At 60.2% G+C, this 12,786-nt stretch carries 11 protein-coding genes and 1 tRNA gene; 4 read left to right on the forward strand and 8 right to left on the reverse strand.

The features are described from left to right. Positions 1 to 150 precede the first annotated feature (150 nt). The 5 genes from xerD to AC6CDK_RS03340 all read right to left on the reverse strand — a co-directional run bounded on the left by xerD (position 151) and on the right by AC6CDK_RS03340 (position 8,020). Positions 151 to 1,038, reverse strand: a complete 888-nt coding sequence (gene xerD, locus AC6CDK_RS03320) for a site-specific tyrosine recombinase XerD (RefSeq protein ID WP_192905648.1) — start codon at positions 1,036 to 1,038, stop codon at positions 151 to 153. After that, a complete protein-coding gene (gene glnD, locus AC6CDK_RS03325) occupies positions 1,035 to 3,743 on the reverse strand; it encodes a [protein-PII] uridylyltransferase (protein WP_039644415.1) in 2,709 nt (902 codons plus the stop codon). The genes xerD and glnD overlap by 4 nt, the downstream gene beginning before the upstream one ends. A 40-nt stretch (positions 3,744 to 3,783) precedes the next feature. Continuing rightward, entirely contained in the window at positions 3,784 to 5,130 is a 1,347-nt protein-coding gene (locus AC6CDK_RS03330; RefSeq protein WP_226048433.1) for an N-acetylmuramoyl-L-alanine amidase, read from the reverse strand. Positions 5,131 to 5,176: 46 nt separating this feature from the next. Further along, positions 5,177 to 7,792: a DNA mismatch repair protein MutS gene (gene mutS, locus AC6CDK_RS03335; RefSeq protein WP_192905649.1), complete on the reverse strand. Its 2,616-nt coding sequence runs from the start codon at positions 7,790 to 7,792 to the stop codon at positions 5,177 to 5,179. 153 nt (positions 7,793 to 7,945) lie between these two features. Next, positions 7,946 to 8,020, reverse strand: a tRNA-Cys gene (locus AC6CDK_RS03340). 197 nt (positions 8,021 to 8,217) lie between these two features. Here AC6CDK_RS03340 and AC6CDK_RS03345 point away from each other — a divergent pair. After that, on the forward strand, positions 8,218 to 8,403 hold the full coding sequence (locus AC6CDK_RS03345; protein WP_082833129.1) for a hypothetical protein: 186 nt from the start codon (positions 8,218 to 8,220) through the stop codon (positions 8,401 to 8,403). A gap of 6 nt (positions 8,404 to 8,409) precedes the next feature. On the opposite strand, the gene pgsA is transcribed toward AC6CDK_RS03345, so the two are convergent. Both pgsA and AC6CDK_RS03355 read right to left on the reverse strand, forming a co-directional pair. Continuing rightward, positions 8,410 to 9,003 (reverse strand): CDP-diacylglycerol--glycerol-3-phosphate 3-phosphatidyltransferase, encoded by a 594-nt coding sequence (pgsA, locus tag AC6CDK_RS03350; RefSeq protein WP_039644404.1) that lies wholly within the window; start codon positions 9,001 to 9,003, stop codon positions 8,410 to 8,412. Positions 9,004 to 9,011: 8 nt separating this feature from the next. After that, a complete protein-coding gene (locus tag AC6CDK_RS03355) occupies positions 9,012 to 9,620 on the reverse strand; it encodes a lytic transglycosylase domain-containing protein (RefSeq protein ID WP_039644399.1) in 609 nt (202 codons plus the stop codon). A 215-nt stretch (positions 9,621 to 9,835) separates the two neighbouring features. Here AC6CDK_RS03355 and nadB point away from each other — a divergent pair, with 215 nt between their 5' ends. From nadB to AC6CDK_RS03370, 3 genes are read left to right on the forward strand one after another with little or no spacing between them, the layout of a single operon-like run. Beyond that, positions 9,836 to 11,431, forward strand: coding sequence for an L-aspartate oxidase (nadB, locus tag AC6CDK_RS03360; protein WP_066357355.1), 1,596 nt, complete (start codon positions 9,836 to 9,838; stop codon positions 11,429 to 11,431). Positions 11,432 to 11,438: 7 nt separating this feature from the next. Next, positions 11,439 to 11,735, forward strand: a complete 297-nt coding sequence (locus AC6CDK_RS03365) for a chorismate mutase (RefSeq protein ID WP_039644395.1) — start codon at positions 11,439 to 11,441, stop codon at positions 11,733 to 11,735. Next, positions 11,735 to 11,944 (forward strand): hypothetical protein, encoded by a 210-nt coding sequence (locus tag AC6CDK_RS03370; protein ID WP_039644393.1) that lies wholly within the window; start codon positions 11,735 to 11,737, stop codon positions 11,942 to 11,944. Before AC6CDK_RS03365 ends, AC6CDK_RS03370 begins: the two co-directional genes overlap by 1 nt. A 2-nt stretch (positions 11,945 to 11,946) precedes the next feature. Here the strand turns inward: AC6CDK_RS03370 and amrB are convergent, their stop codons facing one another. Next, on the reverse strand, positions 11,947 to 12,750 hold the full coding sequence (gene amrB / locus AC6CDK_RS03375) for an AmmeMemoRadiSam system protein B (RefSeq protein ID WP_192905650.1): 804 nt from the start codon (positions 12,748 to 12,750) through the stop codon (positions 11,947 to 11,949). Positions 12,751 to 12,786 lie beyond the last annotated feature (36 nt).

A 12,786-nucleotide genomic window follows, 5' to 3' on the forward strand; every position in this document is an offset into this window, starting at 1 on the left:
ACGCCTGGAGCGGCGTTTTCCCGCCCAGTTCCGGCATCGGCTCGTCGGACATGCCATCTCCGAGTAACACAATGTACTTCATGTCAGTTCCTTTCATCACAGGATCAGGATTTCACTTCACGTTACCATCTCCACACCCTGACCGGCATTTCAGCCGCGCGGGTGAAATTGCTCGTGCAGACGCTTCAGCCGCTTGCGGGTAACATGGGTATAAATCTGGGTTGTTGAGAGATCCGCATGGCCGAGCATGGCTTGCACGCTCCGCAGGTCCGCTCCGTTTTCGAGCAGATGGGTGGCGAACGAGTGCCTGAGCGTGTGGGGCGAAATTCCCTTCAGAATGCCGGCCTGCCTTGAGCGTTTCTTTAGTATATTCCAAAAAGCCTGACGAGTCATCCGTTCACCGAGCCTGCTGAGGAAAAGAAAGAGGCTCTCCCCGCCCCGGCCCAGTTGCGTCCTGGCCGAGGAAAGATAGAGCGCTACGGCGGCACAGGCCGCCTCGCCCATGGGGACCAGCCGTTCCTTCCCCCCTTTGCCCACGGCCATGAGGTAACCGGCCGAGGTGTTCACATCCCTCGTGCGCAGACCCACCAGTTCGGAAACCCGGAGGCCCGTCGCGTAGAGCAGCTCCAGCATGGCTCGGTCCCGCACCTCGATGGGGGCATTGCCGGCCGGCGCGGCCAGAAGCATCTCCACCTCCCGGCCGGTCAGGACCTGGGGCAGCTTGGCCAGAACGCGGGGCGCCTCGATGATGCTGGTGGGATTGGTTTCGGCATATCCTTCCACCAGCAGGAAGCGGTGAAACATCCGTACTGCGGACAGGGCGCGGGCGCGGCTCCTGGCGCCGAGTCCCGACTCCTTGAGGTGCGCCAGGAAATCCGCCACATGAAGCGGGCGGACAGCGGCAGGATCAGCTCCCGCGTGCTGCTCGACATAAGCCAGATAACGGTTCAGGTCCCTGGCATAGGACTCCACCGAATTGCGGGCAAGCCCCTTCTCGACCACCAGATAGCCAAGAAAAAGGTCCAGGTGCTGGTTCATTCAGCCAACTCAACCGCGGCCAGGAGTTTTTCCCTGATCTCCTCCAGCCGCTCGGCACTGGTGATCTTGTGGCCGAAGATATCCTTCACGTAAAAGACGTCCGCCACCTGGTCCACCTTGGTGGAGATCTTGGCAATGCCGATGTAGAGACCCAGGTCCGTGAGCGTGCTCGTCATCCGGTAAAGCAGCCCGATCTTGTCGTGGGTATAGACATCGATGACGGTGTAGTCCGACGACACCTCGTTGTCGATATCAACCCGCGAGGGAAAGCGGGGCTTGGGCCGCTCCGTCAGAAGCGTCGGCCTCTGGCGTTTGGCCACCAGGGAAGCCACCCGGATCTTTCCGGTCAGAATCTGGCGCAGGTCTCCATCGACCCGGTTCCAGCGGCGCTCCTCGGTTATGATGAACCCCTGCGGCGAATTGACCTGAAGGATATCGAGGACTTTACCGTTGGAGCTGGTGTGTATCTGGGCCCCGAGGATATTGATGCCATTGGCTGCCATGACCCCGGTAATCATGGAAAACAGGCCGGGGATGTCCCAGGTGCAGATGGAATAGGTCGAATAACCGCCTTCCTGCACGTGCGTCACCTGCGTGAGGACGCCGCCCGGTTCCAGGGCATGGAGGATCTTCACGTGCTCGGCAATGACGGGCGCGGGATTGGACAAAATATGGCGGATGGTCATGGCGCGCAGCTCTTCCCTGACCGCGGCGGCGGGATACTCGTCGCCCAGAAGCTCGACCACCTTCCGCTTGACCTTCTTTACCCGCTCGCTGTGCGCTTCAAGCCTGAAATCGCCCCGTTCGAGGACGTTAAAGGCTTTCTCGTACAACTCCTGAAGGAGCCTCGCCTTCCATTCCGTCCAGACATCCGTGCCCACCGCCCTGATGTCGGCATAGGTCAGCAGGTAGAGCATCTTCAGGTTTTCGCTCTTTTCCATCTGGCGGGCAAATTGGACGATCATCTTCTCGTCGTGGAGGTCGCGACGCTGGGCAATGTGAGCGAAGAGCAGATGCTGCCGCACAAGAAACTCCAGGCGCCCGCTGTCCTCCTTTGAGAGCCCCATGCGCCGGGCAATGGTGGGCATCATGGCCGCACCCTTTTCCGCGTGGCCGCCACCCTCGCCCTTGCCGATATCGTGGAACAGAACCGCGAGAAGGAGCAGCTCCCGCTTGTCTACCTGGCGCACCAGCGAGGTAAGCAGTGGCAGATCCTTTTCGTGCTCGCCCCGCAGCAGCTTGACGATCTCTTCCACCGCAAAGAGCGAATGCATGTCGACCGTGTAGATATGGTAGAGATCGTGCTGGACCTTGCAGTAAATGTGGCCGAATTCGGGAATGAAGTGGTTGAGGAACTCAAGATGATGCATCAGGCGGAGCGTTTCGGGCACCCCCTTGTCACTGCGGAGGATGGCGAAGAACGACTGGTTCACCTCCCGGCTGCGCCGGAACTTGTCATTGACCAGATGGAGATTCTTGCGTATCAGCGACTTGACGCCAACGCTGATTTCCACGCCGTGCTTCTGGGCATACTCGAAGATCTTCATGAGCCGGGCAGGCTCTTTCTCGACTACCGATTCATCGGGGATGACAAGCTCCCCCTTGAGAATGTAAAACCCGTCACCAATGGGACGGCGAGTAAAGTACCCCAGAATCCTGAAGGCCCCTTCCTCCTTCCTCATGCAGCGGGCAATGAGTGATGAGGCCAGGTGTTCAACCCGATTGGCGTGCAGGTAGTAATCACGCATGAACTCTTCGACGGCGAGGGTGCGCGCCGAATCCTCGTAGCCGAAAAACGCTGCGAGTTCCGTCTGAGCCTCAAAGGTGAGCTGGTCGTTCTTGCGGCCTGCGAGAAAATGGAGCTCGTTCCTGACGCGCCAGAGATAGGAGAGCGCCTCATGGTAGGAGGCCAGCTCATCCTCGGACAGAACCCCCTTCACCACCAGTTCCTTGGGGTCCTTCACCTTGTACTTGATCTTCATGACCCACAGGGCCGTATGAAGATCCCGCAGGCCCCCTTCGCTCTCCTTCACGTTGGGTTCCAGGAGATAGACCGATGAGCCGTATTTCTCCCTCCGCTTACGCAGTTCCGCCACCTTGTCCCGGATGAACGAATCACTCTTCTTTGCCAGGATCTGGGTCAGCATCACCTTCTCGAACTCGCGGAAAAAAACCCGGCTACCCGCCAGCACCCGGGAGTCCAGAAGTGCCGTCCGCACGGTCAGATCCGAGCTGGCCATGTCCACGCAATCCTGCAGCGTGCGGACGGAGTATCCCACATCCAGGCGCATGTCCCACAGGAAATAGAGGAGCTTCTGAGCGATATCCTCCACCCGCGCGGCATCCTTGCCGCCATAGAGGAACATCAGGTCGATGTCCGAATGGGGATTCAGTTCGCCGCGCCCATAGCCGCCAATGGCCGTGAGCGTCAGGTGCTCGCGGCCCCGTCCCGGCTGGGCCACGTCCCGCGTGATGCTCCTGAAAAGCTTGCGGATGAGGGTATCGGTCATGGCGGTGATATGCTTCACCACCGTCGTGCCGGCCGCCCCGCCACGGTGGATGGCCTTGATCTCCTCGCGGTAATGGGTGAGGAAGTGCTTGCTGGCGGCAAGGTAGAGCGGTCGTTTTTCCTCAAAGGATGCCCGGCCGGCGTCGCCGCTCTCCTGGAAGGTGTCGGGGAAGTATCGGTCAATGTCGAATTGCATATCACCTCGATGAATATAGGGTGCGTGTTCCGACTGCCGCTTACTTGAGGCTGGAAATGTATGCCTTGATTCCCTCCAGGACGCCTTCGGCGGCTCGTTCCTGATAAGAGGAATCCCTGAGGCGCTCTTCTTCGGCCTCGTTGCTGATGAATGCTGTTTCCACCAGGATGCTCGGCATGGTGGCACCCACCAGCACGTAGAACGGCCCCTGCTTGACCCCCAGGTTTTTGGTGGACGGATAATGTCCCTGGAGCTTGCGGTAGAGAGCCTTCTGGACCTCCTCGGCCAGATGAGCTGAGTCGTTGAGCTTGTAGTTGGCCATGAGGTCGAAGAGGATCGCCTGGAGGAGACTTACCTTTTCCAAGGACGTGCCGTTCTCGCGGGCCGCCAGTTGCGCGGCCTTCTCGGTCTTGGCCAGGTTGAGATAGTAGGTCTCGATGCCCGATGCGCCGCGATTGAGCGAGGCATTGGCATGAATGGACACAAAGAGGTCGGCGTTCACCTTGTTGGCGATGGCAGTTCGCTCCTCCAGGGGGATGAAGACGTCGGTGGAACGGGTCATGACCACATCAATCCCGAGCTCGTCACGGAGTTTTTCCGCCAGGTTGAGCCCGATGGCCAGCACTACGTTCTTCTCCTGGGTACCATGGGCGCCCACAGCGCCCGGGTCGTGGCCGCCGTGGCCGGGATCCACCACAATGCGCCTGATTTTGCCCGGTTTGAACCGTGCTCCCGCACGGGGCTTATCTTCCCTCGGCTCGATCTTCTTCGGCTCGGCCGCCACTGCCGGGGCCGGCTGGATTTGCTCCGTGAGACGGCTGATCTCCAGGGGACGCACCCCCTTCACGTCAATGATGATCCGGAAGGGATCCGATAGGGGGAATACCTTGTAATCCTTCACATTCTCGACATCGAGCACCACTCGTACCACATCAGCGCGGTACTGACCCACCCGGGCGGTCTTCAGCAAGCCGTCGCCGACCGAGAGATCCTTCACGCCGGGACCGAGGCGCGAAGCGTTCAGGTCGATGTAGATACGGGAAGGATTCGCGTCGGACACGTGCTGCTTGATCTGGTTGGATTCAAACCGCACCTCCCGGTCCAGTGTTATGACGACCCGCGTGTAATCGGGGTTCGACCAGTAGCGGACATCTGTTATCAAAGCCAGTGCCTCGCCAGCCGCTGCGCCGTTGCTCTCCGCGGGCTTGGCGGTCCCGGCCCCGCCGGGGGCAGATTTTCGCGTCTCAGCTCCCCCTGTCTTTTTCGTCGTGGTCACCCTGGCTGCGGAAGTCTTCTTTCGTGCCGCCTCCTTGGTGACCGTACCCTTTTTCGAGGCGGTCCCTTCCTTTGCGTGAATATCCGCAACAAAGAGCAGGCTCCAGGACATCAGCACCAACAAAAAACCATATGTCAGCGTGCTTCGCATCACGACCTCAGACCATCCTTTTCAACTCGTCCAGAATATTGAGCGCTTCAAGGGGGGTAAGGGCTGCAATATTCAAACCAGCAATCCGCCGGCGCAGCAGGTCATCACCCTGGTCGAAGAGGGACATCTGCGGCGACGGTTTTGGCGTTCCGGCCCTTTTACCCCGGGCGATACGCGGTATGCCCCCCTCGGCATACTCTCCCTTTTCGAGGTTGTGGAGAATCTCTTTGGCCCGCTCGATGACCTCCTGCGGAAGTCCGGCCAGGCGGGCCACCTGGATGCCGTAGGAGTGGGAGGCCCCTCCCTCGACGATCTTGCGGAGAAAGATTACCTGATCGTTCCACTCCTTCACCGCAACGTTGCAGTTCTTTACCCTGCTGCGCGTCACCGCAAGCTCGGTCAGCTCGTGGTAGTGGGTGGCAAAGAGGGTCTTTGCCGCGCACCGCTCCGTGTCGTGCAGATACTCGGCCACGGCCCAGGCAATGGAAACCCCGTCAAAGGTAGAAGTTCCCCGGCCGATCTCATCGAGCACGACCAGGCTGCGCGGCGTTGCATTGCGCAGAATCGCCGCGGTCTCCATCATCTCGACCATGAAGGTCGATTGGCCCCGCGCCAGGTTGTCCGACGCGCCAACCCGGGTGAAGATGCGGTCGACCACGCCGATGCGGGCTTCGTCGGCGGGCACGAAGGACCCTGTCTGGGCCATGAGAACGATCAGGGCCACCTGGCGCATGAAGGTCGATTTACCGGCCATGTTGGGGCCGGTGATAATGACCAGTTGGTTTTCCCCGTTGTCGAGCTGCACATCATTGGCAACGAACCGCTCGGACCGGTTCAGGGCCTCCACCACGGGATGGCGGCCGCCGGTGACAAGGATGGCGTCCCCTTCGTCCACCGTGGGCCTGACATAGCGATGGTCGTGGGCCACATCGGCCAGGGCCGCCAGCACGTCCAGGGCCGCAAGCCGGTCCGCGGTGCGGGCGATCCGCTCCCCCTGGGCCGCCACCCGCTGGCGGATCTCCTGGAAGAGCGCGTATTCCAGCTCCACGATCCTGTCTTCGGCCCCGAGCACCTTTTCCTCGTACTCCTTCAACTCCGGCGTGATGAAACGCTCGGCATTGGCCAGGGTCTGGCGCCGGATGTAGTCGTCAGGGATGGCCGACAGGTTCGACTTGGTCACCTCGATGTAGTAACCGAACACCTTATTGTAGCGGACCTTGAGCGAAGAAACACCGGTGCGCGCCTTTTCCTGGGCTTCCAGGCGGGCAATGAACCCCTTCCCTTCCCGGCTGATGCTGCGCAGTTCGTCAAGCTCAGGGTGGTACCCTTGCGCAATGATCCCCCCCTCACGGAGAACAAAGGGAGGATCGGGCACGATGCCACGGCCGATGAGTTCCTCCACGTCAGCGAGGGGATCGATCCCGTCCCGCAGCCTGGCCAGGAGCGTTGAGGCTGACGGCGCCAGGAGGGCGAGAAGCGCCGGCAACCGTACCAGGGAAGCGCGCAGGGCAACCAGATCCTTGGCAGAAGCAGAAGCGAGGCTGATCCGTCCGTTGAGCCGCTCCAGGTCATAGACGCCATCAAGGGCTGCCCGGATTCCCTGCCTGAACTCGGCATCAGCGGTCAACTCCTCGACCGCATTAAGCCGTTCGTTTATTTTTTCAATAGATACAAGAGGATAATTAATCCACTGCTTAAGCTTTCTCCCCCCCATGGCCGTCACGGTCCGGTCCAGCAAACCGAGGAGAGAGCCGCGCCGCTTCCCATCGCCGAGGGTGGCGTTCAACTCCAGGTTGCGCCGGGAGGATTCGTCCAGCACCAGGAACTCCTGGGTTCGGTAGGCCAGAAGGTGGCTGATGTGGCGAACGTCCCCCTTCTGGGTCTGCTGCAGATAGTGGAGCACCGCGGCAACGGCCCGGAGGCCGCAGTCCATGCCGCCGCACCCAGCCGCCTCCGCGGAGGCGACCCCGAAATGATTGCGCACCATCCGCTCGGCATACTCGGCATCGTACACCCATTCGTCAATATAGCTGAGCATCCGCCCCGCCGCCAGGTCCGGGCGCTCATTCCCCGCCCCGCCGTCCCTGAACGAGAGTGGCATCAGGATTTCACGGGGGTTGACGCAGGCCACCTCCGCCCACGCGGCATCGGCGGAATCGGTTTCGGTTACGCGGAAATCACCGGTGGAGAGATCGAGGTAGGCAACGCCCCAGCGGGCCGTGCCGGGGAAAAGTGACAACAGATAATTGTTCTCCTTGGGAGAAAGGCTCTCGGCGTCGATCACCAGGCCGGGAGTAACCACCTTGACCACTTCCCGCTTGACGATCCCCTTGACGCTTTTGGGGTCCTCAACCTGTTCGCAGATGGCAACCTTCTCGCCCGCCTCGACCAGCTTGGCGATATACGGTGCCGCTGAATGAAAAGGGACGCCGCAGAGGGGAATGTCAGCACCGTCGCCCCCCTTGTTGCGCGAGGTCAGGGTGATGTCAAGGATGCGCGACGCCTTGACCGCATCGTCAAGGAACATCTCGTAGAAATCGCCCAGACGAAAAAAGAGGATTGCGTCCGGGTGATCGGCCTTGATCTCCAGATATTGGCGCATCATGGGAGTAAGTTCGGACATGGGAAAACCTTGCTGCTGGTGGAATTGATGGGGCATCGTAGCAGAAAAAGCCGTCCGTTGCAAAACCGAAACCCCCTTTATCATCAGGTTCCACGGCCGGTCCCTAGCCAAAAGCAAAAAAGGGGCTAGCATGAGCTAGCCCCTTTTGCATATTGGAGGCGGCGACCGGATTTGAACCGGTGAATAAAGGTTTTGCAGACCTTTGCCTTACCACTTGGCGACGCCGCCGATCATCGAATCGGACTTTGGTTTATACCGGTTTTGTCACCTCCTGTCAACGCCAAAAATGGCATCGATGAGCCAGCCAGGGCCCTCTCCGGGATGCCGGCTTGACAGGCAGCAGCTTTGCGTGAAAAAATGCACCCCCATCGGGGGCGTTTCAAACGTCAAACGAAAACGGCACCATAGAGAAAGGGAAACGGATCATGGCTGAACACACGACATGCAGTTGCGGAGAAAAACATCAGGGGCATCTCTGTGTCCTCAAGAGCAAGGGACTCATGGACGAGGTAAAACACCTGACATCGTCCCCCACGGTATCCTGCTTCATGTGCGGCGCCGAGGCAAACTCGGCCGACAATGTCTGCGAACCGGTACAGTTGGATAAATAGCACCCGCTAGCGGGCGATGACCTTGGTGAACTTGACGAGATAGTCGACACCGGACCAGATGGTGATGATGGTGGCGATCCAGAGGTAGAACATCCCCACGTTATGCATGTTGACGTAAAGATAGGGATGATCGATGCCGAAGAACCAGTGGTAATCGAAGTGGAGCAGAATGCCGAGGATGGCCACGATCTGGAAGATGGTCTTGAATTTACCCAGATCACTGGCCGGGATGACGATCCCCTCGGTGGAGGCGATGCCGCGCAGGCCCGTAATGATGATTTCTCTGCCGAGGATGACCAGCACCATCCATGCGGGGATTCTACCAAAGGGAAGAACCATGATCAGGGCAGCCATTACCATCAGCTTGTCGGCAATGGGATCGAGAAACTTGCCGAATACCGTAACGATCTCCATCTTGCGCGCCAGGTAGCCGTCCAACCAGTCGGTGACCGAGGCGATGGCAAAGACCGCAGCCGCCCAGAAGCCCGCCTCTTTCGAGGGAGAAAGCAACAGTACTGCCATGACCGGAATCAGGGCGATCCGGACAAGGGTGAGGATATTGGGCAGGTTCCAGATGGGGCTGGCGGTTTCGGGGGCCATTGGTTGTCTCAATTCGTCTGATAGGATTTCTGGTAGCTGAGCACCCGGTCAATATAGGTGCGGGTTTCCTGGTACGGGGGGACGCCTCCGTACTGGGCCACCCGCGACATGCCGGCATTGTATGCGGCCAGGGCCAGAGCCACATCCCCCTTGAAGGTGTCCAGAAGGAAGCGGAGATAGCGCACCCCCCCCTTGATGTTCTCCTTGGGATCGAAGGAGTTGGCAACCTTCAGGTCCTTGGCCGTTTTCGGCATCAACTGCATCAGGCCGCTGGCCCCCTTGGGGGACAGGGCATTGGGGTTGTAGCCCGATTCGGCGTGAATCACCGCTTTCACCAGAGAACGGTCGACACCGTATTCAAGGGCACACTGATCGATGATCGGCTCGAACTCCCTGGGGTCGCGGACGCAGTTCGCCAACCGGAAGGTGGTCCGGAGCTTCTTGTCGCGCTTGATGTCGCGCATGAACACCTTAAAGCGTTTATCGGTGGGGGCATCAGTGAAATGGACAACCCCATCTTCGTCCTCGTAACGGTAGATGTCGGCCAGGGCCGGTGCGATTCCTGCAGAACAGATCATCGCCCCTGCCAGCACCACGATCGTGAACGTCTTTGTCATTACTCCTCCACAGCGGATATGGCATGCACCGCTGCGTAAAGCCATTCAAAATATAGACCAACGCGCTCACCAATGCAACCCCAAGGGAGCCACACATCGTCCAAGCGCCCAAAATACCTTGACAAACCACAGACGGGGGAGAATAATCGCCCAGTTATGCCGTTTACACACTAGCCCCGCAGCTACCTTTCCCTTTCCCTTCTAGGAGACAAGCAATGAAGATCGAGAGCGATTTTCTGGTCATCGGCAGCGGAATCGCCGGACTTTCCTTCGCGCTCCAGGCAGCGCGTCATGGAACCGTCGCCATAGTGACAAAACGCGAAGTAACCGAATCGGCAACCAACTATGCCCAAGGTGGGATCGCATCGGTTTTTTCCCAGGACGACACTTTTGACGCCCACGTGGAAGATACTCTGGTCGCAGGCGCGGGCATCTGCCATGAAGACGTGGTCAGGATGGTGGTGGAGGAAGGCCCGAAGGTCATCCGGAACCTGATCGAATGGGGAGTGCAGTTTACCCGCAGCGGCGAAGCCTTCGACCTGACCCGCGAGGGTGGGCACAGCCAGCGGCGCATCCTGCACGCCGACGACGTCACCGGCCGCGAAATCGAGCGGGCGCTGGTGGTGGCGGCCCGGGAAAACCCAAACATCCGCATTTACGAACACCATATCGCCATCGACCTCATCACCGAGGCGAAAGTGACCCGCAAGCGGGTGGCCCCCAACCGCTGCCTCGGCGCCCATGTTCTCGGCATCGAAGACAATGTCGTGAGAACGTTCGCCGCCAAGATCACCCTGCTTGCCACCGGCGGGGCGGGCAAGGTCTATCTCTACACCTGCAATCCCGACGTGGCAACCGGCGACGGCGTCGCCATGGCCTACCGGGCCGGCGCCACCATCGCCAATATGGAGTTCATGCAGTTCCACCCCACCACTCTTTACCATCCCCACGCAAAATCGTTCCTCATATCCGAGGCGGTGCGTGGTGAAGGGGCGATCCTGCGGCGCCGCGACGGCACCGCGTTCATGGAAAAATATCACAAGCTCAAGGACCTTGCCCCCCGTGACATCGTGGCGCGGGCCATCGACAACGAGATGAAGACCCACGGTGATGACTGCGTCTTCCTCGACATCACCCACAAGGACCCCGAGTACGTCAGAAACCGCTTCCCCAATATCTACCAGACCTGCCTCGAATTCGGGCTCGACATGACAAAGGATCCGCTCCCGGTGGTTCCCGCAGCCCACTATCTCTGCGGCGGGGTTGCCGTGGATGCCAACGGCGAAACCGATATCCGCTACCTCTATGCCATCGGCGAAGCCGCCTTCACCGGCCTGCACGGGGCAAACCGCCTGGCGAGCAACTCCCTGCTTGAGGCCGCGGTCTATGCCGGACGCGCCTTTCAGCACGCAGTGGAGGAGTTGCGGCAGAACCACTTCGAGTTCCCGGTCATCCCCGGATGGGATTCAGGCACTGCCACGGACAGTGACGAAATGGTGGTCGTCTCCCAGAACTGGGATGAAATACGGCGCTTCATGTGGAATTACGTGGGGATCGTCCGCTCCGACAAGCGGCTGGAGCGCGCCCTGCGGCGCATCCGCCTCATCCAGGAGGAAATCGAGGACTACTACTGGAACTTCACCGTCACTTCCGACCTGATCGAGCTGCGCAACATCGCCACCGTGGCCGAGCTCATCGTCAAATGCGCGCTCCAGCGCAAAGAGTCCCGGGGACTTCACTACACCATCAACTACCCGGAACGCGACGACATCCACTGCAGACACGATTCCTTCATCAAGAAGCAATTCTGAGGCGGCAATGACCATTGACCAGATTCGCCAAGAAATCGACCGGCTGGACAGCGAATTGCTCAGGATCTTCAACCGGCGGGCAGGGCTTGCCCTGGAGATCGGCGCCATCAAGAAGGACAAGGGGTTGCCGGTCTATGACCCGACACGGGAAAAAAAGATCTTCGATCGGATGCAGCGGGAAAACTCCGGTCCCCTGGACGACGGCGCCATCGTGCGGCTTTTCGAACGGGTCATCGACGAATCGCGGCGCCTGGAGCGGATCATGACGCACCGCGGGGAATCCGACGGCAGGAAGGAGCCATAATGCTCATCATCATGAAAAAAAGCGCCGATGAAGAGGCGCTCGTGAACATAAAGGAATATCTGATCAACCGCAACTTCGACATCCACCAGTCCACCGGCGCCAACCGGACCATCATCGGCGTCATCGGCGACACGGAAACCCTGGACGCCCCCACCCTGGAGCGGATGCCCGGCGTTCTGCAGGTAGTCAGGATATCCAAGGAAGAGTAGACTTAATAGACCGCAACCGCCGCGTAGGCAACCACCTGCCTGTTGTCCCCCGTCACATCGCCACTGGTTCCGTACCTGACCAGTTCCGCCCGGGACGCGCCGAGCTCCCGGGCCGCCACCAGCATGACCGCTGACGGGATCACACCGCACATGGTTATGCCCCGTTGCCGGCACACCTTCAACAGCCCTTCGGCGTCCAGCGCCAGCACGCACGAAAGCGCGGCCTCGTCCTTGAGCCGGGCGCTCTCCGCCGACTCGTAATGGGTCATGTCTGAGCTCGCCACGATCAGGACCTCTTCGCCATAGGCGGCAATTGCCCGGGCCAGACCCTCCCCCACCTGGCGACACCAGCCATACCCGCCGCCTCCCAGGCACATCGGCACAATGGCAACGTCACTGTTGAGATAGCGCAGGAACGGCACCTGCACCTCCAGCGAATGTTCGAAGCGGTGGGCAATCGCATCGAGCTCCACCTGGGGCACCTGTTCGAGAACAAGCGAGGAAAGCCGCTGCTCGATCGGAACCTCTCCCAGGGGCGACAACCATGCTCCGTCGGGATAGAGCGAGGCGACAGCGCCAAGGCCATGGTGGTTGGGGCCAAGAATGACAACGGTGCGGGGGATGGCAATCGAGCCGTAGACGGCGCCGGCAATGGCACCGGAGTAGATGTAGCCGGCGTGGGGGGCGATGATGCCGGTTGCGCGGCGCGGCGCGGGAACGGGCCGGATCAGGCGGCCGAGTTCCTCCTCGAGCTTGCGGGGGTCATCGGTATAGAACTGTCCGGCCACTGCTGGTTGACGTACCATGGCATCCTCCTTGGCACCCGTGACCCCGCGCCGCCC

The sequence above is a fragment of the Geobacter sp. PheSNFMC genome (genome assembly GCF_059620965.1).

What these genes read in the sequence shown, in the direction of transcription:
- xerD (WP_192905648.1), bottom strand. Translation starts at nt 1,038, where the DNA reads ATGAACCAGCACCTGGACCTTTTTCTTGGCTATCTGGTGGTCGAGAAG.
- glnD (WP_039644415.1), bottom strand. Translation starts at nt 3,743, where the DNA reads ATGCAATTCGACATTGACCGATACTTCCCCGACACCTTCCAGGAGAGC.
- AC6CDK_RS03330 (WP_226048433.1), bottom strand. Translation starts at nt 5,130, where the DNA reads ATGTCCTGGAGCCTGCTCTTTGTTGCGGATATTCACGCAAAGGAAGGG.
- mutS (WP_192905649.1), bottom strand. Translation starts at nt 7,792, where the DNA reads ATGTCCGAACTTACTCCCATGATGCGCCAATATCTGGAGATCAAGGCC.
- AC6CDK_RS03345 (WP_082833129.1), top strand. Translation starts at nt 8,218, where the DNA reads ATGGCTGAACACACGACATGCAGTTGCGGAGAAAAACATCAGGGGCAT.
- pgsA (WP_039644404.1), bottom strand. Translation starts at nt 9,003, where the DNA reads ATGGCCCCCGAAACCGCCAGCCCCATCTGGAACCTGCCCAATATCCTC.
- AC6CDK_RS03355 (WP_039644399.1), bottom strand. Translation starts at nt 9,620, where the DNA reads ATGACAAAGACGTTCACGATCGTGGTGCTGGCAGGGGCGATGATCTGT.
- nadB (WP_066357355.1), top strand. Translation starts at nt 9,836, where the DNA reads ATGAAGATCGAGAGCGATTTTCTGGTCATCGGCAGCGGAATCGCCGGA.
- AC6CDK_RS03365 (WP_039644395.1), top strand. Translation starts at nt 11,439, where the DNA reads ATGACCATTGACCAGATTCGCCAAGAAATCGACCGGCTGGACAGCGAA.
- AC6CDK_RS03370 (WP_039644393.1), top strand. Translation starts at nt 11,735, where the DNA reads ATGCTCATCATCATGAAAAAAAGCGCCGATGAAGAGGCGCTCGTGAAC.
- amrB (WP_192905650.1), bottom strand. Translation starts at nt 12,750, where the DNA reads ATGGTACGTCAACCAGCAGTGGCCGGACAGTTCTATACCGATGACCCC.